The organism is Tsukamurella pseudospumae, from assembly GCF_001575205.1.
In the GTDB taxonomy this organism is placed as follows: domain Bacteria; phylum Actinomycetota; class Actinomycetes; order Mycobacteriales; family Mycobacteriaceae; genus Tsukamurella; species Tsukamurella pseudospumae.
The window spans coordinates 229,126-252,905 of record NZ_LSRE01000009.1 but is presented as its reverse complement, the minus strand read 5'-3'; the positions used below and the strand labels follow the sequence as shown (position 1 = coordinate 252,905).

Sequence of the window (23,780 nt, the reverse complement as noted above, 5' to 3'; positions counted from 1 at the left end):
GCCGAGCTGAAGAAGATCAAACGCTACAAGCTGATCATCGTGGACGAGATCGGTTACATCCCGTTCGACCCGGACGCGGCGAACCTGTTCTTCCAGCTCGTGAGCACCCGTTACGAGCAGGGCTCGATCATGGTCACCAGCAACCTGCCGTTCGGCCGCTGGGGCGAGACGTTCTCCGACGACATCGTCGCAGCCGCGATGATCGACCGACTGGTCCACCACGCGGAGGTTCTCACCCTCTCGGGCGATAGCTACCGCACCAGATCCCGCCGAGAACTCCTCGGCAAGGATCGCGACTAAACACCCGACAGCTGCTCAACTTTCAGCCGTCGTCTGCTGATCAGATTTCACCCGCCGTTGACACGGGCTGCGCGAGGAACCGCGCGCCCCGTCCGGGCCCCGGCAACAGTGGTTGCGCCGCGTGCACGAGGAACGGGTGACAGAGGTACACATCCCCGGCCGACCCGGTGGCGGCGGTCTCGGGCAGGCCCGCCGTGGACTCGAACTCCGGGATCAACGCACCCATCGCGGCACCGTCGTCCCCGTAGGGCCGTAGCAGCGCGGCCATCCGGCGATGCGACCCGACCCGCAGGCGGGTCGGCGCGTCCCCGTCGCCGATGTCCGAGAAGAGGAACAGCATGAGCAGGGCGCGCCCCTTGCTCCGAAGGTTCACGCGCCAGTGCATGAACGCGTCCGGGATGTCGCCGGGGAAGCTCGCGTCGATGTGCCAGCCGTCGTCGCCGGGTCCGTCCTCGCTGGGGAAGCGCACGGGGAAGGTGTCCAGGGAGACGCGCGGGGCCCACCGTCCGCGCCCGGCCAGACGGTCCGCCGCCTCCGAGACGAGCGGCGACGTCGCGGCCTCGCGAAAGGGCTCCTCGCCGTGCTCGCCGAGGCGGACCACCGGGCGGTCCCAGGTCGACGGGGCGTCCCGGTCGATTCCCATGGTCGCGAGCTCCGCCCACAGCACGTCCCGGCACGCCGCGGCCGTCGCGCTGCTGAACGCCCCGCGGATCGCGACGTACCCGTCGCGGACGAAGTCCTCCACCTGCTCGTCGGTCAGCACGCCCCGACCCTGCCACCCGTCCGGCGCCGGCACCAGCGATTTTCCGGCGCGAGTCGCGACGCGCGGCGTAGATTGCGCCGGTGACGCGCAGGCAGCTCTGGGAACGCCGGACGAATCCACTGATGATCGCGCTGGCGCTGGCCTTCCTCGCCGTCTACGCGGTGCAGGTGCTCGACGTGGCGCCCACGCCGCTCGTGCACCGGCTGGTGGACGGTGGCGACATCCTGATCTGGGCGTGTTTCGTCCTCGACTACGCGGTCCGGCTGGGACTGTCGACCGACCGCTGGCGGTTCGTGCGGACCCACCCGATCGACCTCATCGCGATCCTGCTGCCACCGTTCCGTCCGCTCCGGGCACTGCGCGCCGCGCCGCTGCTCATCGGCGGGCTGCACCGGTCCCGGCTCACCCGTGCCCGCCTGGCGGTCTTCGTGGGCACCACGTCCGTGCTGGTGATGTTCCTGTGCAGCCTCGCCTTCCTCGACGCGGAGCGAGGCGCTCCCGGCACGAAGATCAGCGGCTACGGCGACGCGCTGTGGTGGGCGGCGGTCACCGTCACCACCGTGGGCTACGGCGACATCTATCCGGTCACCGGCGAGGGCCGCGCCGTCGCCCTGCTCCTCATGGTCTTCGGCATCGGCCTGATCAGCTTCGCGATCGGCACCGCGACCAGCTGGGTCGTCGATCAGCTCAAGTCCGTCGACGCGAGCGCCCGCCGTACCGACCGGGAGGTCGACGAGCTCACCACCGAGGTCCGCGCCCTGCGCGAGGAGATCGCCAGACTCGGACGGGAGGGCGCGGCGGACCGTCGGACTCGGGACTGACACCCCGGGACCGACACCCGGAAACGCGAAGAGCCGCCACCCCGCAGGGTGACGGCTCTTCGAGCGGATCGGTGGAGCGTCAGGCGCTCTCGCCCGGGGTCGTCGCGGACGAGGCGTCGGCCACCAGGGCCGGCACGCCGTCGTCGGACTTCTCCAGGTCGATCGCGGGCTTGGGCTTGCCGGCGAAGGTGAACTTCGCGTCTTCGCCCTTGCCCTCGCCGTCCCAGCCCTCGACGTCGACCTCGACGATCTGGCCCGCGGCGATCTCACCGAACAGGATCTTCTCGGACAGTGCGTCCTCGATCTCCCGCTGGATGGTGCGGCGCAGGGGCCGGGCACCGAGGACCGGGTCGAAACCGCGCTTGGCCAGCAGACTCTTGGCGCGATCGCTGACCTCGAGCTCCATGTCCTTGTTCTTCAGCGCGACGCCCACGCGACCGAGCATCAGGTCGACCATCTGGATGATCTGGTCCTGGGTCAGCTGGTGGAACACGACGATGTCGTCGATGCGGTTGAGGAACTCGGGCCGGAAGTGCTTCTTGAGCTCGTCGTTGACCTTGAGCTTCATGCGCTCGTAGTTCGACCCGTCGGAGTCGCCCTGGGTGAAGCCCAGGCCGACGGCCTTCGAGATGTCCGAGGTACCGAGGTTCGACGTGAAGATCAGCACGGTGTTCTTGAAGTCGACCGTGCGACCCTGACCGTCGGTCAGGCGGCCGTCCTCGAGCACCTGCAGCAGCGTGTTGTAGATCTCGCTGTGCGCCTTCTCGATCTCGTCGAAGAGGACCACGGAGAAGGGCTTGCGGCGCACCTTCTCGGTGAGCTGGCCGCCCTCCTCGTAGCCCACGTACCCGGGAGGGGCACCGAACAGGCGCGAGGCGGTGAAACGGTCGTGGAACTCGCCCATGTCGATCTGGATGAGCGCGTCGTCCTCGCCGAACAGGAAGTTCGCCAGCGCCTTCGACAGCTCCGTCTTACCCACACCGGACGGGCCGGCGAAGATGAAAGAGCCCGACGGGCGCTTGGGGTCCTTCAGGCCGGCGCGCGTGCGGCGGATCGCCTTCGAGACCGCCTTGACGGCGTCCTCCTGGCCGATGATCCGCTTGTGCAGCTCGTCCTCCATGCGGAGCAGACGGGTGGTCTCCTCCTCGGTGAGCTTGAAGACGGGAATGCCGGTCCAGTTACCGAGGACCTCGGCGATCTGCTCCTCGTCGACCTCGGCGACGACATCGAGATCACCCGCGCGCCACTGCTTCTCACGCTCGGCGCGCTCGCCGATGAGCTGCTTCTCCTTGTCGCGCAGCGACGCGGCCTTCTCGAAGTCCTGCTCGTCGATCGCCGATTCCTTCTCCCGGCGGGCGTCGGCGATCTTGTCGTCGAAGGCGCGCAGGTCCGGCGGCGCGGTCATCCGGCGGATGCGCATGCGCGCGCCCGCCTCGTCGATGAGGTCGATCGCCTTGTCCGGCAGGAAGCGGTCGTTGATGTACCGGTCCGCCAGGGTGGCGGCGGCGACCAGCGCACTGTCCGTGATGGAGATGCGGTGGTGCGCCTCGTACCGGTCGCGCAGGCCCTTGAGGATCTCGATGGCGTGCTCGACGCTCGGCTCGCCCACCTGGACGGGCTGGAAGCGACGCTCCAGGGCGGCGTCCTTCTCGATGTACTTGCGGTACTCGTCGAGGGTGGTCGCGCCGATGGTCTGCAGCTCGCCACGGGCCAGCTTCGGCTTGAGGATCGACGCGGCGTCGATCGCGCCCTCGGCGGCACCCGCGCCGACGAGCGTGTGCAGCTCGTCGATGAACAGGATGATGTCGCCGCGGGTGTCGATCTCCTTGAGCACCTTGCGCAGGCGCTCCTCGAAGTCACCGCGGTAGCGGCTGCCGGCGACCAGGGAGCCCAGGTCCAGCGTGTAGAGCTGCTTGTCCTTGAGCGTCTCTGGCACGTTGCCGTTGACGATGGCCTGCGCCAGGCCCTCGACCACGGCGGTCTTGCCGACGCCGGGCTCGCCGATCAGCACCGGGTTGTTCTTGGTGCGCCGCGAGAGCACCTGCATGATGCGCTCGATCTCCTTGGACCGGCCGATGACCGGGTCCAGCTTGCCCTGCGCCGCGGCAGCGGTCAGGTTTCTGCCGAACTGGTCCAGGACCAGGGAGGTCGACGGGGTGCCCGCCTCGCCACCCGAGGTCCGGGCACCGGCGCCGGCGGGCTCGCCGCCACCGCCCTCCTTGCCCTGGTAACCGGAGAGCAGCTGGATGACCTGCTGGCGCACCCGGTTGAGATCGGCGCCCAGCTTCACCAGGACCTGGGCTGCGACGCCCTCGCCCTCGCGGATCAGGCCGAGCAGGATGTGCTCGGTGCCGATGTAGTTGTGGCCGAGCTGCAGCGCCTCGCGCAGCGACAGCTCGAGGACCTTCTTGGCACGCGGCGTGAAGGGGATGTGACCCGACGGGGCCTGCTGGCCCTGCCCGATGATCTCCTCGACCTGGCTGCGCACACCCTCCAGGGAGATGCCCAGCGACTCGAGGGCCTTGGCGGCCACACCCTCACCCTCGTGGATCAGGCCCAGGAGGATGTGCTCGGTGCCGATGTAGTTGTGATTGAGCATCCTGGCTTCTTCTTGCGCCAGGACGACGACGCGACGAGCGCGGTCGGTGAACCTCTCGAACATGGCCATTTTCCTCACATCCCGGTTACTTCGGGGACCGGACGGGGCCGGACCCGCAGATAGCCGTCTGCAATCAACGTCTTCTCACTGTAGTTCGGACCGGTCAGCGGTGGTGTCGGCAGTGCCCCGCCCGCGGTGCCCGCAGGCCCATCGGGCCGCCTCTCCGGTCCTGATACACCAGGTCAAACGCACCGTCGCCGGGTTTTGATTCCCGTTCCGCCGTGAGCGAAACGGTCCTGGATACGACTCACCCCGGTGCGCGCCGCGCACCGGGGTGAGAAGAGTCGTGGATCAGTTCGCCTCGTTGTAGGCGTCGATGACGTCCTGGCTGATGCGACCGCGGTCGTTGACCTTCAGGCCGGACTTGCGCGCCCAATCGCGGATCGCGGCACTCTGCGAGCGATCGATCGGCGTGCGCCCCCGGGGCGCGGCGATGGCGCGCGCACCGCGCTTGCGGCCGCCCGCACGACGGGCGTTCGCGACCCATTCCTCGAGGGAATCACGCAGCTTCGCGGCGTTCTTCGACGACAGATCGATCTCGTAGGTGACACCGTCCAGGCCGAATTCCACGGTCTCGTCAGCGGTCTGCGTATCGTCCACGTCGTCGACCAGCGTAACGGTGACCTTGCGCGCCATAGTACGGCCCCTTCTCGATGTTTTCGCGTTCCGTTGATGTCGTTCAATGCGAGTCTATACACACGAATACGCGATTCACGATTCAAACGCCACGAATAGGGTCGCGATCAGGTAACGATTCGGATCGCACACACGTCGACAACGGACGAATGACGCGAATGACGCCCAATTCGTCGAATTGCGACTACTACGGATGCAGCAGGGAACGCACTCGGTCGGAGCCGATGGCCAGCAGCAACGTGGGCAGACGAGGGCCGGTGTCACTGGTCACGAGGAGCCGATAGAGCAACACGAAGAATGCGCGCTGCGCCGCGGCGAGTTCCTTATCGCCCTTGACGATCTGATCCGCACCGAGACCGCGCTGCACCTTGGCGACGCCGTACACCTGGTGCGTGATCCCGGCGAGCGACCAGTCGTCCTCGAGCCGTCCCAGGCCCGCCGGTGCCGGCGTTCCCGAGCCCTCCAGCAGCAGGCGCAGGCCCGCGCGCTGCTCGTCGGTCAGTGACTCGAGCAGCGCGGTGTCGGGCTCGGTCCGGACGACGGTGCGCTCCTGTTGCGGCATCTGCTCGGCCACCCAGGCGCTCGCCCGGTCCAGCCGCGGGCGCAACGGATCGAGGCTCGTCAGCGTGGTGTCCGGTTCGAGCGCAGCCAGGATGCGCAGGGTCTGCTCGTCGTCACCGGTGGTGATGTCGACGATGGAGGCCAGCGTCTTGTACGCCATCGGCCGCGGGGTGAGCGGCAGCTCGCGCACCGCTCCCGACGCCGGGTCCAGCACGGACGCCGCGCGGGCGTACGCCGCGATGTCGCCGGGCTGAGCCTTCTCCCCCGCCGTCTTGCGGACCAGGGCGTCCCATTCGTCGTACGTGCGCGGCAGCTCACCGTCGAGCGCGACGTCGAAGGACTGGTTCGGCTTCTTCCGGCCGTACAGCCACCGCAGCAGCGGCGGCTCCAGGTAGCGCAGGGCGATCGCGGCCGTGGGCACGCCGCCCTTGGACGAGGACATCTTCGCCATTCCGCGAATACCGACGAACGCGTACATCGGGCCGAGCGGACGCTTCCACCCGAAGATCGGAGCCACGTCCTTGCCGACCGCGAACGACGATCCCGGCGATTGATGGTCCACACCGGAGGGCTCGAAGGTCACCTTCTCGTACGCCCAGCGCATCGGCCAATCGACCTTCCACACCAGCTTTCCATCGGTGTGTTCCCGCAGTGCCACGGTCTCGGTATGGCCGCATCGGCACTCATAGGTGAGTGCGGTCGATTCGTCGTCGTACGCCGTTACCGTGGTGAAATCAGTGCCGCAGACGGAGCAGTAGGGCTTGTACGGGTAGTAGCCGGAATCGCCCGATCCATCCGCGTCCTCCGCCGCTCCCGACATGGCATCCGCGTCCGTTTCCTCCGCATTCTCCGTCGCCGGCGAGGAATCGCCGCGATCGAGCGTGCGATAACGCTCGAGGATGGAATCAATACGACCGCGCTGCGCCATGGCGTGCAGAACCTGGTCGATATACGCACCAGAGGTGTACATCTGCGATTGGCTGATTCCGCGGTACTCGACCCCGAGATCTTCGAGCGCACTCTGCAATTCACGACGGAAATGCTCAGCCCAGTTCGCCGCGTCGGAGCCGTGCGGGGCCGGAACGCGCGTCAGTGGTTTACCGATGTGCTGCTCCCAGGACGAATCCACACCGGGAACGTTCGGCACCTTCCGGAAACGGTCGAAATCGTCCCAGGAGATGATGTGCTCGACGGTCCGGCCGCGGCGGCGCAATTCATCGGCCACCAGGTGCGGCACCATCACCTCGCGCAGATTGCCGAGGTGGATCGGTCCCGACGGGGAGATGCCCGACGCCACCTTCACCGGGGTCTCGTTCCGCTCGGCGAAGGCCACGGCCTCATCGGCGAGTCGCGAGACCCAGTCGTCCAGGGGAGCGTTCAGTTCGGTCACGGACCGTCATCTTACCGACGGGGCCGCGCGCGCCTCACGCCTCGTGCGCCGCGAACTGGGCCAGGGCCCGACGGTACGCATCCGACTCGCCGGCGCGGCCCGCTCCGGGCGTGATGCCCAGTGCCAACGCGCGGAAGCCACCGTCGACCGAGGAGGCCTTCACGCCGCGGTCCCGCAGGCGCGTGGCGATCGCGGCGGCGGTGGCGCCGTTGCCGCTGACCAGCAGCCATTCGGCGTCGGAGCCGGCGGCCGCGAGGCTGGTGGACAGGCCCGGGACGAGCCGCGCCGCGACGGCGGCCGCGTCGAGAGCGACGGCGCCGGGAAGAATGCCGTCGCGGTTGCGCTCGGACTGGTCGCGGACGTCCACGACGATCTGGCCTGCGGCGGGGGTGAAGTGCACGGGGTGCATCGAGATCTCCAGGAGGGAGGCGGAGCGCGCTCGCGAGTGCGGCGGCGTCCGGGCAGCGGAAGGGGGCCGGGTTCCTAACGGACCCGACAACACTCCATGCAGCTGCGCACCTGGCTCATGACAGCGAAGTTAGCACCCCGCCCGGGCGAGCGGCAAGGGTTCGAATCATCCGTGACGCGAATCCCGCGCGCGCTTCTCGCGCTGCGCCCGGTTGGCGCTCTCGCGCAGGTGGACGGCCCGCAGGCCCTGCAGGGTGAGGTCGGCGCGGTGATCGGTCACGGTCGAGCACTCGGCGGCGACCGCGGAAACCTGCCCACCCGGCCCGCCCGCGTCGAAGCCGCCCGTCGCCACCACACGGGCGCCGGGGACGACCTCGAGGGCCCGGCCCACGAGCGCGTCGACCATGCCCGCGAAGCCGTAGATGATCCCGGACTGCAGCGCCTCGACGGTGTTCTTCCCGACCACCGACCGCGGCGGCACCAGCTCGACCCGGCGCAGCGCGACGGTGCGCTCGGCGAGCGCGTCCAGCGCGCTCCCGACGCCCGCGGCGATCGCTCCGCCCAGGAACTCGCCGCGAGCGCTCACCACGTCGACCCGCGTCGACGTGCCGAAGTCCACGACGACGCACGGCGTACCGTCGGGCCTGCCGATCAGCTCGAAGGCACCGGCGGCGTTGGCGACACGGTCGGTGCCCACCTCGCGAGGATTGTCGACGAGCAGCGGCACGCCGGTCTTCACGCCGGGCTCGAGGATCACGTGCTGCGCGTCCGGGTAGTAGCGGGGCATCACGGCGCGCAGCGAGCGCAGCAGCTCGGGCACCGTCGAGAGCACGCTGACGCCGGTGACGGCCGCGGGGTCGAAGCCCCCGCCCGTGAGGAAGCCGTTCAGGATGAGCGCCAGCTCGTCCGAGGTCATCCGCGGGTCGCTGCGCAACCGCCAGGTGCCGAGCAGTTCCTCGCCCGCGGCGGACGCGAACAGGCCGACGGTGACCGAGGTGTTGCCGGCGTCGATCGCCAGCAGCACTAGATGCGCCCCGTCACCAGGCCGTAGCCGTCCGGCACGTGCGCGGCGTCGGCGGTGAGCTCGACGGGCCTGTTGTCGCCGTCGACGAAGACGACGCTCGGCGCGTAGGTCGTCAGCTCGGCCTCGTTCAGCTGGCCGTAGGCGATGAGGATGACGATGTCGCCCGGGTTCACGAGATGCGCTGCCGCGCCGTTGATCCCGATCACGCCGCTGCCCCGCTCACCGGCGATGGTGTAGGTCTCGAGGCGGGCGCCGTTGGTCACGTCGACGATGGCCACCTGCTCGCCCTCGAGCAGGTTCGCGGCGTCCAGCAGGTCCTGGTCGACGGTGACCGACCCCACGTAGTGCAGGTTCGCCTCGGTCACGGTGGCGCGGTGGATCTTGCTGGTCATCATGGTGCGCAGCATTATTCGGCCTCCTCGAGGAATCCGGTGCCGATGGCGACGCCCACGTTGTCGAGCAGGCGGGTGGTGCCGAGCTTCGCGGCGACCAGCAGCCGGCCGTCGCCCTTGTCCGGCGCGACCCCCAGGTCGGGTGCGCGCAGTTCCAGGTACTGCACCGCGATCTCGGGGCGCGAGGCGAGGACCTCGTTCGCGGCGGCGAGGATGGCGGACTCGCCGCCCTGCGCGGCGTAGGCGCCGGCGAGCAGCGCCGCGGAGAGGGCCGTCGCGGCCTCGCGCTCGTCCTCGGAGAGGTAGACGTTGCGCGAGCTCATCGCTAGGCCGTCGGCCTCGCGGACCGTCGGGACGCCGACGATCTTGACGTCCATGTTGAGGTCGGTGACCATCTGCCGCACCAGCACCAGCTGCTGGTAGTCCTTCTCACCGAAGTACGCGGTGTGCGGCCGCACGATGTTGAGCAGCTTGTTCACCACGGTCAGCATCCCCGCGAAATGCGTGGGGCGGCTGGCCGCCTCGAGGCCCTCGCCGGCGGCGCCGGGGTGGATCGTGGTGCGCGGGCCGTTCGGGTACATGTCGGCGGCCGACGGCGCGAACACCAGCTCGACGCCCGCCGCGCGCAGCTTCGCCACATCCTCGTCGAGGGTGCGCGGGTACGCGTCCAGGTCCTCGCCCGCGCCGAACTGCAACGGGTTGACGAAGATCGACACCACGACGACGGCGCCGTTCAGCTTCGCGGCGTGCACCAGCTCCAAGTGGCCCGCGTGCAGCGCGCCCATGGTCGGGACGAAGGCGATCTGCCGCCCCGTCGACTTCAACGCGTTCGTGACCTTGGTGAGCTGCGCCGGGTCGTGGTGCACGGTCAGCTGGCCGGGGGTGTACGGGCGGGTGGGTGCACTCATGAGAGCTCCTGAGGTGTCGCGAGGACGGGATCGATCGTGGCTGAGTTTCCGGATTGTGCTGCCGCGCGCCGGGATTGGGCGCGGTACGCATCGGCGATGCGCGGGCCGTCGGTCGGGTCGACGGTCGCCAGAGCGGTCAGGTGCCGGGCGACGGTGCGGGCGTCGCCGCGAGCCGCGGGCCCCGTCAACGCCGCCGGACCACGGGCCAGGGCGTTGTCGAGGGCCGCCCGGGCCAGCGGCGCGAGGACGCGCTCGGCGAGTCCCTCCGCCGGTCCCCCGACCGTGTCGGCGCCGATCCCGCCGGCGAGCGCGGCGCGCAGGGCGAGCACGGCATCGTCGACCAGGGCCACCAGGTGGTTCGCACCGTGGGCGAGCGCAGCGTGATAGAGCGGGCGTGCCGCCTCGGGCACGCGGACCGGCTCGGCGCCGAGCTCGAGCGCGAGCGCCTGCCCGACGGCGTGCCCGATCTCGTCCGCGGCGGTGATGCCGATGCAGCAGTCGGCCAGCCGGACGGTGTCCTCGGGATCGTCGACGAAGGTCATCGCGGGGTGGAAGGCGACGGTCGTGCAGCCCAGACGGGCAAGCGGCGCGAGGACGCCCACGCCGAGGGCACCCGAGGTGTGCAGCACGATCGCCGACGGATTGACGCGCGGAGCCAGCTCGTCGACGAGACCGGGGAGCTCGGTGTCCGGCACGGCCAGGATGAGGAGCTCGGCCTTCTCCGCGATGTCCGACGGTGCGCCGACCGTCGCTTCGGGCAGCCGGCGCGCGGCGCGCTCACGGGAAGGGCCCGACGGTGCCGCGACCGCGGTGACGACGTGCCCGGCCCGCTCGAGCGCGGAGCCGAGGGCGGTGCCGACACGGCCGGCGGAGATCACGCCGACGGACAGCCGCGCGGGGGTGGGGGGATTGGGTATCCCGGCGAAGAGCTCGGGCATGGGCGTACGCCTCCAAGGGGGTCGTTCCAGTCCCGCGGCGCGGGTACCGGACGGTCATCAGAAGGCTATGCCCGCGCCGACGCGCGGGCAACGCGGTGTGAGCTAGATCATCAGTCCTGCCTGCGGCGACGGCCGCCGCTGGAACGCTCCGTGTCGGCGTTCATCCGGGCGATCAGGTCCGCGACGGTGTTGCCGGAGGAGTGCTGGCCCGCGACGTGCTCGTGCGGGTTCTGGGAGGCCTGTTGCTCCGGCGCCGGCTGAGGGGCCTGCTCGGCCGGCACGCTCGGCGGCACCGGCGGCGCCTGCGGGGCCGCCCACTGCTGCTGCGGCGCCTGCGGCGGGTACGCCTGGAACGGCGAGTAGGGCGGCGCGGCCCGCCCCGGTGCCTGCTGCGGCGGAACGTCGGGGGTGTACGGGCGCGGCGGTAGGGGCGAGCGGTAGCCGGACTGCGGGGCGAGCGGAACGAAGGGCTCGTTCGTCGTGGGGTCGACGTGCTCGACGTGCTCGACGTCGACCGGCGGCACCTCGGGCTCGGCCGGCGCGGCAGACGGCGCCTCCTCCTCGGCGACCACGTGGAACACCGTCGTCGGCGACTCCTCCTGCGGACGGCCGGCGGCCGGTACGTCGGCGACGGCGGCCTCGGCGACGTCCTCCTCGAACCCGATCGCTCCCCCGGCCGAACCCGCGCCGTAGTAGTCGTCCACCTCGGGAGAGGGCTCCGGGACGCCCGCGAAATCCTGCTGGGCGCGGAACCGGTCGTCGTCCTCGAACACGGACTTGGCGCGCTGGGCGGCCAGCGCGCGTTGCTCGGCGGCGGCGTACAGCTCGCCGTAGGACGGGCCTAGATCGCGCCCCAGCAGCTCCTCGAGGTTCGCACGCAGCGCGAGCACCTCGGCCTTGAGCGCGGTCAGCTCCTCGTTCGATTCGTCCTTCACCTCGGCGCGGATGTCGCGCTCCACCTGGAGCTCGTACTCGCGGCGGGCGCTGATCTCCCGCTCGAGCTGCAGGCCGTACACGGTCTTGAGACCGCTCTCCTTCGACTCCGCGGCGCGCAGGTCGCGTGAGTACCGCGCGATGAGGAAGGCCGCGATCACGAGCCCCCAGATGAGCAGGATCAGCGCCACCAGGCCCCAGCGGGGGTTCTCGGAGAACACCCACATCCCGGTACCGACCACCGCCAGCGCGATCACGACGCCGAGCATCCACTGACCGGCGCCTCCCGATCGGCGGGCGACACGCTTCCGTGAACTCGGGATCGGTGGTTGCGTCATGATCGCGACCTTACCGTTTACTTTGGGTCCAGCCTCTCAGGCTGGCGATGTGTCGGCGGGCTGGTCATCGGGATCGTCCGGCGTGCGGCAGCACCGTTCCAGCCACAGCGCCGCGGCGAGGAGCAGCAGCGCGCCGGCCGCACCGATCCACGCGCCGGGCCGGTCCGCGTGCGTGGCGCCGAGCTCGGCGCCGGAGGTGTACAGGTACACCAGCACTCCGCCGAAGAAGCCGAGAGCCACGGCCCCGAGGTACGCCGACGCCTTCGCGAGCGCCACCGACCGCGCGACCGCGATGGGATGGATCCGACCCGGCCCCATGCCGATCCGCCCGTCTGCGAGGCGCGAGCGCACGAGTTGGGCGATGTACAGATCGGCCGCGGCGACGCCGTACAGCAGCGCACCGGCCCACAGGGGGATCACCGGCACGAAGGCCTTCGCCAGCAGGTAGACGCCGATCGCCACGCCGATCACGATCACCGCGAGCTCGAGCCGGCCGGTGGATCGCACGCTGGGCCCGCTCGGCTCCCCCGGTCCCCGCCCGGTCGGGTTCGACGGTGCGCTCACAGCCGCGTCACCTCCGCGGTCTCGTCGGCGGGCAGGCCCCGCACGAGGGCGTCGACGGTGCCGTGCCCCGGCAGCACCGCGGCCGGGTCGGCGTCCAGCCACGGCACCAGCACGAACGCCCGCAGGTGCGCGCGCGGGTGCGGCAGCGTGAGCTCGGGGTCCTCGGAGAACACGGCGTCGTCGGCATCACGCGCCCCGCTCGCCCCGCTCTGGGCGGACTCCCAGACGGCGACGACGTCGACATCGAGCGTGCGGGGCCCCCAGCGGACCTCGCGCACCCGGTCGGCCGCGGCCTCCTGCTCGCGCGCGAACGCGAGCCAGCCGGCGGCGTCCCGCGCCGGATCGTCGACGAGCACGGTCGCATTGACGAAGTCGTCCTGGGCCACCCCGCCCCACGGGGGCGTGCGGAACAGCGCAGATGCGCGGACCAGCGCGGGGCCGAGGGCGTCGATCGCGGCACGGACGGTGCCGGCCGCGTCGCCGAGGTTGGCGCCGATCGACAGCACGGCCGTGCTCACTGCTGCACGCTCCGGGCGCCGGATCGGGACCGCCGCGCGATGACGGCGACGTCCGCGAACGTGAGCGGAATGGGTGCCGCGGGCTTGTGCACCGTCACCTCGACGGCGTACACCTTCTCGTCGCCGGCGATGTCGTCGGCGATCTCGGCGGCGACGGTCTCGATGAGGTTGCGCGGCTCCCCCGCGACGATGTCGTGGGCGCGCTGCGCGAGGGCGCCGTAGTCGACGGTGTCGTTGAGATCGTCCGACGCGGACGCGGGCCGCGAGTCGACCCACAGCACGAGGTCGACGACGAACTCCTGCCCGTCGCGACGCTCGTGGTCGAAGACGCCGTGGTGGCCGCGCACGCGCAGTCCGGTGAGCTCGATCCGATCGGCCATCTCTAGAGGCCACCCTTCTGCGTCATGGTCGGGGCTCCGCCCCTCCGCCAGGCCTGCGCGACGGCGATCGCGTCCGCCGTCGAGCGCACGTCGTGCACGCGGACGCCCCACGCCCCGGCCTGCGCCGCGAGCGCGGAGACCGCGGCGGTGGCCACCTCACGGCCGGCGGGCTCGCGCCCACCGAGCAGCTCGCCGAGGAAGCGCTTGCGGGAGGCACCGACGAGGATCCGGAATCCCGTGTCCTGCAGGGCCGGGAGCCCGTGCAGCAGGGCCCAGTTGTGGGCGGCGTTCTTGGCGAAGCCGAGGCCCGGGTCCAGCACGATCCGCTCGCGCGCGATGCCCGCGGCGATCGCGGCGTCGGCCTGGTGCAGCAGCTCGTCGCGCACCTCGGCGACGACGTCGTCGTACTCGGTGATCTCGTGGTGGATGCCGGCCCACACCGGTCCCGGCGCGCCGGGCGAGGGCCGCCAGTGCATGAGGATCCAGGGCGCGTCCGAGTCTGCGACCACGCGGGTCATGTCCGGGTCGGCGCGGCCGCCCGAGACGTCGTTGACGATCGCGGCGCCCGCGTCGAGCGCAGCGGCGGCGACGGACGCGCGCATCGTGTCCACGGAGACGGCGATGCCCTCGGCGGCGAGCGCGGCGATCACGGGCACGACGCGGTCGCGCTCCAGCTCGGCGGGCACGCGGTGCGCGCCGGGCCGGGTCGACTCCCCGCCCACGTCCACGATCGCGGCACCGTCGCCGACGAGTTCCCGAGCCCGCGCGACGGCCGCCTCCGGGTCCAGGTAGCGGCCGCCGTCGGAGAACGAGTCGGCCGTGACGTTGACGACGCCCATGATGAGCGTCTCGGGGGCGCTGCTCCCGCTCACCGGCGCAGGATCAGCTCGAGTGCCTCGGCGCGCGAGGTCGCACTGTCCTTGAACGCGCCGCGCACCGCTGAGGTGGTGGTGCTGGCGCCGGGCTTGCGGATGCCGCGCATGGCCATGCACAGGTGCTCGGCCTCGATGACGACGATGACGCCGCGCGGATCGAGCTTGCGGACCAACGCGTCGGCGATCTGCGCGGTGAGCCGCTCCTGGACCTGCGGCCGCTTGGCGTACAGGTCCACCACGCGCGCCAACTTGCTCAACCCGGTCACGCGCCCGCTCTCGCCGGGCAGGTACCCCACGTGGGCGACGCCGTGGAAGGAGACCAGGTGGTGCTCGCAGGTCGAGTACATGGGGATGTCCTTGACCAGCACCAGCTCGTCGTGGTCCTCGCCGAAGGTGGTGTCGAGCACCGCGTCGGGATCCACGTGCAGCCCTCCGAAGACCTCCTCGAAGGCCCGCGCGACCCGCTCGGGGGTCTTGAGCAGGCCCTCGCGGTCGGGGTCCTCGCCGACGGCGATGAGCAGTTCCCGGACGGCCGCCACGGCGCGCTCATGATCGAATGCGGCGATGGCGGCGCCCTCGCCCATCAGGACTCGCCCGATCGGTCCGGTCCGGGCTGCTCGGTCCCGTGCTGACCCGAACCCTGCTGACCGGAACCCTGCTGACCGGGCTGCGCGGGGGCCTGCGGCGGCTGGCCCTGCGGAGGCCACCCCGGCGCCGACCACCCGGCCGGCGCGCCGTAGTCCGGGCGACTGCCCTGCGGCGGCTGCTGGCCGTACGGCCCTGGCTGGGACGGGTACTGCGGGCCCGGGTAGGGCTGCTGCTGGCCGCCCCATTGGTAGCCGGGCTGGCCGTAGGCGGGCTGGGGCTGCTGCCCCTGCTCTCCGTAGCCCGACGGTGCCCCCGGAGCGGGCCAGGGCTGCCCGGCGGGCGCGGGCACACCCCACTCGCCGTTCTGACCGTTCTGGCCGGCGTGACCGTTCCGGCCGTTCTGCGCCGCGGCCGTCTCGAGCTCGGCCTTGCGTCGCTCGGCCTCCTCGTCGACCGGCGGCCAGGGCTCACCGTTCTCGATCGCGATCTCCTTGGGAGTCTTGATCGGCGGCTTGTCGGACGGGACGCGGGTGCCGAAGTCGTCGAACTGCGTGATCACCGGGCGCTTCTCGACGGACTCGAAGATCCGCTCGAGATCCTTGCGGACCAGCGTCTCCTTCTCCAGCAGCTCACCCGCCAGCACGTCGAGCACGTCGCGGTACTCGGTGAGGATGGCCCACGCCTCGGTGTGCGCGGCCTCGATGAGCGAGCGCACCTCCTCATCGATCTGCGCGGCGACGGCGTCGGAGTACTGCGCCCCGCCGCCGAACCCGCGGCCCATGAACGGGTCGCCCTCGTCCTGGCCGTACTTCACGGCACCCAGGCGGGCGCTCATGCCGTACTCGGTGACCATCGCGCGGGCGATCTTCGTGGCCTGGTCGATGTCGCTGGACGCGCCGGTGGTGGGCTCGGCGAACACGAGCTCCTCCGCCGCGCGGCCGCCCATCGCGAAGATCAGCCGACCGATCATCTCGTTGCGGGTGTACATGCCCTTGTCGTTCTCGGGCACGGCGAGCGCGTGGCCGCCGGTACGGCCCCGGGCCAGGATGGTGACCTTGTACACCGGGTCGAGGCTCTTCGTGGCCCACGCGGCCAGGGTGTGGCCGCCCTCGTGGTACGCGGTCACCTTCTTCTCGTGCTCGGAGATGATCCGGTTCTTCCGGCGCGGGCCGCCCACCACGCGGTCCACGGCCTCCTCGAGCGTCGGGGCCGTGATGACGGTGCCGTTCTCCCGCGCAGTGAGCAGCGCGGCCTCGTTGACCACGTTCGCCAGGTCGGCGCCGGACATGCCGGGCGTGCGCTTGGCCAGCCCGTCCAGGTCGGCGTCGGGGGCCAGAGGCTTGCCCTGCGAGTGCACGCGCAAGATGGCCCTGCGGCCCGCGATGTCCGGGTTGGTGACGGGGATCTGCCGGTCGAAGCGGCCCGGGCGCAGCAGCGCCGGGTCGAGGATGTCCGGCCGGTTGGTAGCCGCGATGAGGATGATGCCCTGGCGGTCGCCGAAGCCGTCCATCTCGACGAGCAGCTGGTTGAGGGTCTGCTCGCGCTCGTCGTGGCCGCCGCCCATGCCGGCGCCGCGCTGGCGACCGACCGCGTCGATCTCGTCGACGAAGATGATGCAGGGGCTGTTCTCCTTGGCCTGCTCGAACAGGTCACGCACGCGCGAGGCGCCCACGCCGACGAACATCTCGACGAAGTCCGAGCCGGAGATCGTGAAGAAGGGCACGCCGGCCTCACCGGCGACGGCGCGCGCGAGCAGCGTCTTACCCGTTCCGGGCGGACCGTAGAGCAGCACGCCCTTGGGGATCTTCGCGCCGAGGGCCTGGTAGCGGGCCGGGTTCTGCAGGAAGTCCTTGATCTCGTAGAGCTCCTCGACCGCCTCGTCGGCGCCCGCGACATCCGCGAAGGTGGTCTTCGGCATGTCCTTGGTCAGCTGCTTGGCCTTGCTCTTGCCGAAGCCCATGACGCCGCCGCGGCCGCCGCCCTGCATCCGGTTCATGAGCAGGAAGAACAGGCCCACGAGCAGCAGGATCGGCAGCAGCGTGAACAGCAGCATCTGCAGCCACGGCGACTCCTGCGTCACGTTCGTGGTGTACGTGACCGGCTTGCCGTCCGGGTTCTTCGCGTCTTGGACCTCGCCGAGGATGTCGCGCGAGGTGCCGGCGGGGTACTTGGTGAAGACCTTGGTGGCCTCGCCCGTGCCCTTGACGTCGCCCTGGTCGGCGACGGGCTTGGCCAGCGTGACGCGCAGCGTCTGCTCCCGGTCGTCGATCTGGACGTCCGTGACGTTCTTGTCCTGCAGCTGCTGTACGACGAGCGAGGTGGGAACGCCCTTGGTGTACTCGTTCTTGCCGCCGCCGACCATGGTGAAGGCCCAGACCAGCAGCACGAATGCGGCGATGATCGCCAGCGTGCGGATGAGTGATTTCCGTTTCATATGGCTTCGCCTCGCGGCTCGTCAGTCCTTCTTCTTCCGGCGGCGCGGAGAGCCGCGCAGGGTCGACTCCCCAGGTTACCGTGCACCGCTCCGATCGGGCCGGGTGCGTCGGTGCGCCCAGAGCGAACAACGTCCGTTTCGCGCCCTTTATGCTGCTGCAGTGACCGAGAACAACACCCCGTCGCCGTACCCCCACGACCCCTCCGCCGCCGGGCAGCCCTACCCGGGTCAGCAGCAGCCCTACCCCGGTGCACAGCAGCCGTACCCCGGCGCGCAGCAGTCCTTCGCCCCGCAGCAGCCGCAGTTCCCGGGCCGGCAGCCCTACCCCGCACCCGGCGCCGGCGGCGTCGACGTGCCCGAGCGGTGGCGCAGCCGGTTCGAGTTCTTCGGCCGCTACGGCCAGCCGGCGTCGTCGCCCGAGTCCACCGCAGCGTTCAAGGCGCTCCCCTTCGGCACGCGCTTCCGCCTCGGCTTCAACGGCCCGGCGTTCTTCTTCGGCCCGATCTACTACGCGATCAAGGGACCGTGGCGCAAGGGCCTGAGTCTGTTCGGCGGTGTCGTGGCGCTCGCGATCGTCGTCGGCATCATCGAGGCGATCATCGGCGTGACCGTCCCGCCCGGCGCCTGGGGCGCGGGAGTCGGCCTGATCTACTCGACCACCGCCAACTGGGCCTACTTCCTGCACGTCACCCGCGGCAGCGCCAGCTGGAACCCCTTCGAGGGCATGCCGATGTTCCGGAAGAAGGCGTAGCCGCACCGCGGCACCGTCGTCCCCCGCGCCTCACCGAATCCCCCGGCCGGCGTCCGCTCCCCCATCAGAAGCCCGGCTTCCGGTGGGGGACGCGCCGTCCCCCACGCCACGCCGCCGTCCCCCACGCCAGACCGTCGTCCCCCGCGCCGCACCGACAGGCGCATCAGGCGTTCGGTCCCCCATCAGAAGCCCGGCTTCCGGTGGGGGACCCGTCCTCCCCCACGCCACGCCGCCGTCCCCCGCGCCGCGCCGATGGCGGCGTCGCCGCTTACTGCTCGATCTTGGCGGCCAGCGCGAGCAGGTCCGCCTCGCCGCCGGGTCGGGCGATGAGCTGCACGCCCTCGCCTTGGAAGGGCACCGTCATCGCGGGCCAGCCGAGCAGATTCCACAGGCCCGGATAGGTCGCGTAGCTCAGGCTGGCGATGACGCTCGCCGCCCAGGGCAGTTCGTGGTAGCGCCGCGCGCGGACCGGCCGCTGCGACAGGGTCGGGGTCACCAGGACGTCGACCCGCTCGTTGGCGAAGAACCGCACCAGCTCCGACTCGAGCTTCGCCGCATCCGCGGGCCGCACCATGCCCCGGTTCAGCACCACCCGACCGATGGCGGCGTGCCGCCGGGTGCGGGGTTGGAGCAGTGCCGGGTCGGCGCCGCGGGAAACGATCTGGTCCACGTCCTGCGCGGCCGCACCGAACCAGCGCGCGAGCAGGGCGGTCGGCACCGTCGGGTAGGGGACACGGACCTCGCGCACGGAGTGGCCGTGCGCGGCGAGCTCGCCCGCCGCCGCGCGAACGGCGCCGAGGATGCCCTTGGAGGTGATCGTCGTCGGGGACGTTCGGTTGAGGCCGAGGCCGATCCGTAGGCCGGCACCGTCGCCCACCTCGGCGAGCTCGGGGCGCCCGGCCATCACCGACAGTCCCAGGGCCGCATCGCCGACGGTCCGCGCGAGCGGCCCGTTCTCGGCCATCCCGAACCACTTGACCTCTCCCGGTTGCCCCGGCACGACGCCGCGCCCGGGCCGGATCGTGACGATCCCGCAGGCGGCGGCCGGGCCGCGGAGCGATCCGAGGCCGTCGTCTCCGTGAGCGAGCGCGACGTGCCCGGAGGCCACCGCAGCGGCGCTGCCGCCCGAGCTGCCACCGGCGGTACGCCCGGGGCGGTGCGGGTTGCCGACGACGGCGTCCGGATCATCGGTCATCGCCCACAGGCACAGCTCCGGCACCCGGGTCAGCCCGACGACGACGGCACCGGCGGCGCGCAGCCGCTTCACGACGGGGTGGTCGACCTGTTCGATCGGCAGGCCCGCGCCGCAGGCCTCGGACACCCCGTCGAGCGTGCGGTACCCCGACACGGCGACGTTGTCCTTGATCGCGATGGGCACGCCGGCCAGCGGCAGCGAGTACCGGTCCGCGCGGGCGTCGACGGCGGCGGCCTCGGCGAGGGCCTCCTCGGAGCGCAGTACGCGCCAGCCGTGTACGGCGTCATCACCGATGCGGGCCAGCGCCTCGCGGGTGGCGGCGACGGCGGTGAGCTGTCCCGATCGCACCCGTTCCGCCGTGGCCGCAGCGGTGATCAGTGTCATTCGCTGTAGACCTTGGGCTCCAGCACGCCGATGTAGGGCAGGTCGCGGTAGCGCTCGGCGTAGTCGAGACCGTAGCCCACGACGAACTCGTTGGGGATGTCGAAGCCGACCCACTTGACGTCCACGTCGACGCGCACGGCATCGGGCTTACGCAGCAGCGTGACCACCTCGAGCGAACGGGGCTGCCGGGTCGCGAGGTTGCGCAGCAGCCAGCTCAGTGTGAGGCCGGAGTCGATGATGTCCTCGACGATGAGCACGTCGCGGCCCGCGATGTCGCGGTCGAGGTCCTTGAGGATCCGGACCACGCCGGAGCTGGAGGTCGAGCTGCCGTAGCTGGACACCGCCATGAACTCGAGCTGGGTGGGCACGGGCAGCGCCCGGGCCAGGTCGGTCACGAACATGACCGCGCCCTTGAGGACCGTGATCAGGAGGAGGTCGGTCTCCCGCTCGCCGTACTCCTGCGCGATCTGCGCCGCGAGCTCCGCGGTCCGCTGCTTGATCTGCTCCTCCGAGAGGACCACCGAGGCGATGTCTCCCGCGTACAACTCACCAGTGCCGTTCACCACGCCCTCAGAATGCCACCTGTCCGATGCACCTGCAGCCGCCGCCCCGCACTTCCGCCCGGGATCGCCGTCGGTCCCTGCCCGCGCCAGTCCGTGACGAGGGCGTCGACGGCCGCGAGGTGCGCGCCCGTCAGGGCCCGCGCGCCACGAGCACCGAGCCACGCTCGCAGAGTCCGGATCCGCAGGGCCGCAGGCAGTCCCGCGATCTCGTCCACCATCAGTTCGGGGCCCGACGGTGCCGGTGCCAGCCCGTCGAGCGCCTCGTTGTCCGCCCGCAGGGACGCCGCAGTGCGGGCCAGCGCCTCCGCCACTCCCCCGCCCAGGACGTCCTCGAGGAGCGGCAGGACCTCGGTCCGCACCCGCACGCGGGTGTAGCGCGGGTCGAGGTTGTGCGGGTCGTCCCAGGGCGCGAGCCCGAGCTCGGCGCACGCCGCCCGGGTGTCGGCGCGGCGCACGCCCAGCAGCGGCCGCCCGTACGGGTCGGTCCACGGGGCCATGCCCGCGAGCGACCGCGCGCCGCTGCCCCGCCCGAGGCCCAGCAGCACCGTCTCCGCCTGGTCGTCGAGGGTGTGCCCGAGCAGCACGGGCGCCCCGCCGCGCGCGGCGTCCAGGGCCGCGTATCTGGCTGCCCGGGCCGCCGCCTCGGGCCCGCCCGCACCGTCGACGGTGACCGCCAGAACCTCCGCGCGACGCGCACCCAGCTCCCGCGCCAGGGTCGCCGCCCGGGCGGCCACCTCGGCGGAACCGTCCTGCAGCCCGTGATCGATGACGAGGGCGACGGCGTCCAGCCCCTCGGCGAGCACGCCGGTCAGGAGCGCGAGCGAGTCCGCGCCGCCGGACAGGGCCACGGCCACCGTCGGGCCGGATCCGTGGGCGGCGTGCCAGGCCCGGACCGCCTGCCGCACGCGCAGCGCCGCCGGCCCCGGGCGGTTCACAGCACCCGGTCGATCCAGCGCCGCGGATCGTCGAGCTCGTCGGGCAGTGGCAGGGTCTCGGGCCCGGTCCAGACCCGGTTGAACCGTTGCATGCCCACGTCGGCGACCACGGCGTCGACGAACTTCTTGCCGCGCACGTACTGCGCGATCTTGGCGTCCATGCCCAGCAGGACCCGGAGCAGTCGCTGCAGGGGATTCGACGGTGCCTCCCGCCGCCGGTCGAACGCTGCGCGGATGGTCGCGACGGTCGGGATCACCGACGGCCCGGCGGCGTCCATGACGTGGTCCGCGTGGCCCTCGAGGAGCGTGCCGAGCATGAGCAGCCGCTCGACGGCCGCGAACTGTTCGGCGGGCGCGGCGATCTCGAGGACGCCGATGACGCCGGTGTGCCGCGCCCCGCCGGACAGCGCCTTCTGCGTACGGGCGATCAGGTCGCCCACCGATCCGGCACCGGCGACGCCGGTGAGGGCGGAGACGTTGTCGCGCATGTAGTCCCGCAGCCACGGATTGGCGCCGAACTGCACGCGGTGGGTGACCTCGTGCAGGCACACCCACATCCTGAAGTCGTCGGCGTTCAGCCCGAGCGCACGCTCGACGGTGAGCACGTTCGGCACCACGAGCAGCAGTTCGCCGCCGGAGACGCCGAACGGGTCGTACTGGCCCAGAACGGAACCGGAGACCATGCCGAGCATCGCCCCGGCCTGGACGCCGGCCAGCCGGGCTCCGAGGCCGGGGTGCCGCGCGTCCTCGGGCTCGATGAGCGCCTCCATGGAACGCGCAGCCGCCGAGACCCATTCTCTGCGGTCCACCGTGCGCGTAGCCGACACCGCACTGCGGGGAGCCGGAGTCCGCGCCCCGTCCCACCGCCCTCCCGTGCGCGCCGGCGGGATCGCACCGGGCACGACCAGGCCCGTGACGGCGCGGACGTGCTCCTCCGCCGCAGCGGCGAAGTCGAGCAGCTGCGCGGACGCGCGGTCGCGCGTGTAGCCCGTGGTGGCGGGTCCGTCGCCGAGGACACGGGCGATCCGCCGGCCGGACGCGGCGGCGAGGGCCCAGTCCACCTGCGCGCGCGGCTCCGTCGACCTCCCCATGGCGATCAGCGGCACCCGCAGCCGCGCAGCGCTGCGGTCACGGCGTCCATCGCCGGACGGGCCACGTCGACCGGCGTCCCGGAGGACATCAGAGTGAAGGTGAGGACGGCACCGTCGCGCGTGGCCACGTACCCGGCGAGCGTGGAAACGCCCGAGAGGCTTCCGGTCTTGGCCCGCACGTAGCCCGCGCCGGGCCGGTTGACGGTGACGTACCGGTCGGCGAGGGTGCCGGTGGCGCCGGCGACGGGCAGCAGGTCGAGCAGGGGGCGCAGTTGCGGCTTGCCGGTGCCGGCCGCGGCGGTGAGGATCCCGTCGAGCACCCGGGCGGGGATGCGGTTGAAGGTGGACAGGCCGTCGACGTCGGAGAGCTCGACGCCGGTCAGGTCGAATCCCGCGGTGCGGAGCGTGTCGATCACGGCGCGCGTGGAGCCGTCGAAGGACAGGGGCTGCCCCGCGGCGGCGGCGACCTCGCGGCCGATGCTCTCGGCGAGGACGTTGTCCGAGTGCACCAGCGCATCGTGCAGGCGGACGCTCAGCGGCGCGCTCTGCACGGCGGCGAGCCGGGTGGCGCCCTGCGGCGCGGTGCCCGCGGAGACGGCTGTGGGCGGCAGGCCGAGCGCGGACGCCAGCGCGCGGCCCGCGGCGAGCGCGGGATCGGGAACGCGCGGCGAGTAGTCCTCGCCGGGCCGGATACGACCCGAGTCCACGATGAGGGACTGGAGCGGCGTGATGTCGCCCCCGGCGATGTCGGCGCGGTCCCAGCCGCGGCCGAAATCGGTGCCGGTGAACAGGGAGGTGTCGACCACGACGTGCGTGATCGCCGTGCCGGACCGGCGGAGCTGGGCGGCCAGGTCCTCGACCTTCGGTGCGTCGGTGAAGATCGACGCCGTGCCGGAGCGCAGGGTCGGATCGCCCGCGCCGACGAGGACCGCCTCACCCGGGGCCGAACCGGCGACGACCGTGGTGGTGATCCGCTTGTCGGCGGGCAGGGTCAGCAGCGCGGCGGCCGCGGTGAGGACCTTGGTGGTGGAGGCGGGAGTGCGGGGCCGCGCGGCGTCGCGCTGCCAGAGCACGGTCCCGGTGGTGGCATCGGCGATCACGCCGGTCAGGTCGCCCAGATCCGGGTTGCGCAGTGCGGCGGCGATCTGCGTGGTCACACCGGCCGAGCTGGGCTGATTCGATGCCGTCACCGCACCGATCGCAGGGCTGTAGGCGGCCTCTGCGGGGCGGGGCGGGACGTGCTCGGAGAGGTCCTGCCGGTCCCGGTAGACCCCCCACCCGAGAGCAGCGGCGACGGTGCCGACGACGACGAGCGCCAGCACGATCACGGTGACCGCGAGGCGCGTGAGGGTTCGTCGGATCCGCGAGCGTCGCACCGTACCAGCCTAACGGCATCCCGACACGGGTATCCTCGGCGTGCATGGTTGAGCG

24 protein-coding genes are annotated in these 23,780 nt (G+C 71.6%); 3 read left to right on the top strand and 21 right to left on the bottom strand.

Annotated elements, in window-relative coordinates:
* The coding region (locus AXK61_RS07340) for an ATP-binding protein (protein WP_197466766.1) at positions 1-300 on the top strand (300 nt) is incomplete at its 5' end.
* Between the two features lie 40 nt (positions 301-340).
* Here the strand turns inward: AXK61_RS07340 and AXK61_RS07335 are convergent.
* Positions 341-1,063, bottom strand: coding sequence for a phytanoyl-CoA dioxygenase family protein (locus AXK61_RS07335; RefSeq protein WP_156485598.1), 723 nt, complete (start codon positions 1,061-1,063; stop codon positions 341-343).
* 80 nt (positions 1,064-1,143) lie between these two features.
* Here AXK61_RS07335 and AXK61_RS07330 point away from each other — a divergent pair, with 80 nt between their 5' ends.
* A complete protein-coding gene (locus AXK61_RS07330; protein WP_231855466.1) occupies positions 1,144-1,884 on the top strand; it encodes a potassium channel family protein in 741 nt (246 codons plus the stop codon).
* A gap of 79 nt (positions 1,885-1,963) precedes the next feature.
* On the opposite strand, the gene AXK61_RS07325 is transcribed toward AXK61_RS07330, so the two are convergent.
* The 15 genes from AXK61_RS07325 to ftsH all read right to left on the bottom strand — a co-directional run bounded on the left by AXK61_RS07325 (position 1,964) and on the right by ftsH (position 17,430).
* Positions 1,964-4,546 (bottom strand): ATP-dependent Clp protease ATP-binding subunit, encoded by a 2,583-nt coding sequence (locus AXK61_RS07325; protein WP_068574094.1) that lies wholly within the window; start codon positions 4,544-4,546, stop codon positions 1,964-1,966.
* Between the two features lie 288 nt (positions 4,547-4,834).
* The gene (locus tag AXK61_RS07320; RefSeq protein WP_068574092.1) at positions 4,835-5,179 is read right to left on the bottom strand and encodes a histone-like nucleoid-structuring protein Lsr2; all 345 of its coding nucleotides are present in this window, start codon (positions 5,177-5,179) and stop codon (positions 4,835-4,837) included.
* 187 nt (positions 5,180-5,366) lie between these two features.
* Positions 5,367-7,130, bottom strand: a complete 1,764-nt coding sequence (lysS, locus tag AXK61_RS07315) for a lysine--tRNA ligase (protein WP_082778160.1) — start codon at positions 7,128-7,130, stop codon at positions 5,367-5,369.
* Between the two features lie 34 nt (positions 7,131-7,164).
* A complete protein-coding gene (locus AXK61_RS07310; RefSeq protein WP_068744486.1) occupies positions 7,165-7,539 on the bottom strand; it encodes a rhodanese-like domain-containing protein in 375 nt (124 codons plus the stop codon).
* 165 nt (positions 7,540-7,704) lie between these two features.
* Positions 7,705-8,562 carry a type III pantothenate kinase gene (locus AXK61_RS07305; protein WP_068574088.1) on the bottom strand — a complete coding sequence of 286 codons (858 nt, stop codon included), beginning with the start codon at positions 8,560-8,562 and terminating at the stop codon, positions 7,705-7,707.
* Positions 8,562-8,969: an aspartate 1-decarboxylase gene (gene panD / locus AXK61_RS07300; protein WP_068574087.1), complete on the bottom strand. Its 408-nt coding sequence runs from the start codon at positions 8,967-8,969 to the stop codon at positions 8,562-8,564. The genes AXK61_RS07305 and panD overlap by 1 nt, the downstream gene beginning before the upstream one ends.
* Positions 8,969-9,862 carry a pantoate--beta-alanine ligase gene (gene panC / locus AXK61_RS07295; protein ID WP_068574086.1) on the bottom strand — a complete coding sequence of 298 codons (894 nt, stop codon included), beginning with the start codon at positions 9,860-9,862 and terminating at the stop codon, positions 8,969-8,971. Before panC ends, panD begins: the two co-directional genes overlap by 1 nt.
* The gene (locus AXK61_RS07290; protein ID WP_068574084.1) at positions 9,859-10,800 is read right to left on the bottom strand and encodes a Rossmann-like and DUF2520 domain-containing protein; all 942 of its coding nucleotides are present in this window, start codon (positions 10,798-10,800) and stop codon (positions 9,859-9,861) included. Before AXK61_RS07290 ends, panC begins: the two co-directional genes overlap by 4 nt.
* Before the next feature lie 110 nt (positions 10,801-10,910).
* On the bottom strand, positions 10,911-12,071 hold the full coding sequence (locus AXK61_RS07285; RefSeq protein WP_156485597.1) for a DUF6779 domain-containing protein: 1,161 nt from the start codon (positions 12,069-12,071) through the stop codon (positions 10,911-10,913).
* 36 nt (positions 12,072-12,107) lie between these two features.
* The gene (locus AXK61_RS07280) at positions 12,108-12,635 is read right to left on the bottom strand and encodes a DUF3180 domain-containing protein (RefSeq protein WP_068744484.1); all 528 of its coding nucleotides are present in this window, start codon (positions 12,633-12,635) and stop codon (positions 12,108-12,110) included.
* Positions 12,632-13,153: a 2-amino-4-hydroxy-6-hydroxymethyldihydropteridine diphosphokinase gene (folK, locus tag AXK61_RS07275; protein ID WP_068574078.1), complete on the bottom strand. Its 522-nt coding sequence runs from the start codon at positions 13,151-13,153 to the stop codon at positions 12,632-12,634. Before folK ends, AXK61_RS07280 begins: the two co-directional genes overlap by 4 nt.
* Positions 13,150-13,533 (bottom strand): dihydroneopterin aldolase, encoded by a 384-nt coding sequence (folB, locus tag AXK61_RS07270; protein ID WP_068574076.1) that lies wholly within the window; start codon positions 13,531-13,533, stop codon positions 13,150-13,152. The genes folK and folB overlap by 4 nt, the downstream gene beginning before the upstream one ends.
* Before the next feature lie 2 nt (positions 13,534-13,535).
* On the bottom strand, positions 13,536-14,372 hold the full coding sequence (gene folP, locus AXK61_RS07265) for a dihydropteroate synthase (RefSeq protein ID WP_068575272.1): 837 nt from the start codon (positions 14,370-14,372) through the stop codon (positions 13,536-13,538).
* Positions 14,373-14,401: 29 nt separating this feature from the next.
* Complete coding sequence (folE, locus tag AXK61_RS07260; protein WP_068574074.1) at positions 14,402-14,992, bottom strand: GTP cyclohydrolase I FolE; 591 nt, start codon at positions 14,990-14,992, stop codon at positions 14,402-14,404.
* Positions 14,992-17,430 carry an ATP-dependent zinc metalloprotease FtsH gene (gene ftsH, locus AXK61_RS07255; protein WP_068574072.1) on the bottom strand — a complete coding sequence of 813 codons (2,439 nt, stop codon included), beginning with the start codon at positions 17,428-17,430 and terminating at the stop codon, positions 14,992-14,994. The genes folE and ftsH overlap by 1 nt, the downstream gene beginning before the upstream one ends.
* A gap of 160 nt (positions 17,431-17,590) precedes the next feature.
* On the opposite strand from ftsH, the gene AXK61_RS24300 reads away from it, so the two are divergent.
* Positions 17,591-18,181, top strand: a complete 591-nt coding sequence (locus AXK61_RS24300; protein WP_231855465.1) for a DUF2628 domain-containing protein — start codon at positions 17,591-17,593, stop codon at positions 18,179-18,181.
* Between the two features lie 268 nt (positions 18,182-18,449).
* Here the strand turns inward: AXK61_RS24300 and AXK61_RS07245 are convergent, their stop codons facing one another.
* The 5 genes from AXK61_RS07245 to dacB are packed head-to-tail and all read right to left on the bottom strand — an operon-like array spanning position 18,450 to position 23,725.
* Positions 18,450-19,760, bottom strand: coding sequence for an amidase (locus AXK61_RS07245; protein ID WP_068744483.1), 1,311 nt, complete (start codon positions 19,758-19,760; stop codon positions 18,450-18,452).
* Positions 19,757-20,323 carry a hypoxanthine phosphoribosyltransferase gene (gene hpt, locus AXK61_RS07240; protein WP_068575269.1) on the bottom strand — a complete coding sequence of 189 codons (567 nt, stop codon included), beginning with the start codon at positions 20,321-20,323 and terminating at the stop codon, positions 19,757-19,759. The genes AXK61_RS07245 and hpt overlap by 4 nt, the downstream gene beginning before the upstream one ends.
* Positions 20,320-21,258 (bottom strand): tRNA lysidine(34) synthetase TilS, encoded by a 939-nt coding sequence (gene tilS / locus AXK61_RS07235; RefSeq protein WP_068574068.1) that lies wholly within the window; start codon positions 21,256-21,258, stop codon positions 20,320-20,322. The genes hpt and tilS overlap by 4 nt, the downstream gene beginning before the upstream one ends.
* Entirely contained in the window at positions 21,255-22,349 is a 1,095-nt protein-coding gene (locus AXK61_RS07230) for a zinc-dependent metalloprotease (RefSeq protein ID WP_068575270.1), read from the bottom strand. The genes tilS and AXK61_RS07230 overlap by 4 nt, the downstream gene beginning before the upstream one ends.
* A 5-nt stretch (positions 22,350-22,354) precedes the next feature.
* On the bottom strand, positions 22,355-23,725 hold the full coding sequence (dacB, locus tag AXK61_RS07225; RefSeq protein WP_068574066.1) for a D-alanyl-D-alanine carboxypeptidase/D-alanyl-D-alanine endopeptidase: 1,371 nt from the start codon (positions 23,723-23,725) through the stop codon (positions 22,355-22,357).
* Positions 23,726-23,780 lie beyond the last annotated feature (55 nt).

Coding starts and splice junctions, on each gene's coding strand:
- AXK61_RS07325 (WP_068574094.1), bottom strand. CDS start 4,546: ATGTTCGAGAGGTTCACCGACCGCGCTCGTCGCGTCGTCGTCCTGGCG.
- AXK61_RS07320 (WP_068574092.1), bottom strand. CDS start 5,179: ATGGCGCGCAAGGTCACCGTTACGCTGGTCGACGACGTGGACGATACG.
- AXK61_RS07310 (WP_068744486.1), bottom strand. CDS start 7,539: ATGCACCCCGTGCACTTCACCCCCGCCGCAGGCCAGATCGTCGTGGAC.
- panD (WP_068574087.1), bottom strand. CDS start 8,969: ATGCTGCGCACCATGATGACCAGCAAGATCCACCGCGCCACCGTGACC.
- panC (WP_068574086.1), bottom strand. CDS start 9,862: ATGAGTGCACCCACCCGCCCGTACACCCCCGGCCAGCTGACCGTGCAC.
- AXK61_RS07290 (WP_068574084.1), bottom strand. CDS start 10,800: ATGCCCGAGCTCTTCGCCGGGATACCCAATCCCCCCACCCCCGCGCGG.
- AXK61_RS07285 (WP_156485597.1), bottom strand. CDS start 12,071: ATGACGCAACCACCGATCCCGAGTTCACGGAAGCGTGTCGCCCGCCGA.
- folB (WP_068574076.1), bottom strand. CDS start 13,533: ATGGCCGATCGGATCGAGCTCACCGGACTGCGCGTGCGCGGCCACCAC.
- folP (WP_068575272.1), bottom strand. CDS start 14,372: ATGGGCGTCGTCAACGTCACGGCCGACTCGTTCTCCGACGGCGGCCGC.
- folE (WP_068574074.1), bottom strand. CDS start 14,992: ATGGGCGAGGGCGCCGCCATCGCCGCATTCGATCATGAGCGCGCCGTG.
- ftsH (WP_068574072.1), bottom strand. CDS start 17,430: ATGAAACGGAAATCACTCATCCGCACGCTGGCGATCATCGCCGCATTC.
- AXK61_RS07245 (WP_068744483.1), bottom strand. CDS start 19,760: ATGACACTGATCACCGCTGCGGCCACGGCGGAACGGGTGCGATCGGGA.
- AXK61_RS07230 (WP_068575270.1), bottom strand. CDS start 22,349: ATGGGGAGGTCGACGGAGCCGCGCGCGCAGGTGGACTGGGCCCTCGCC.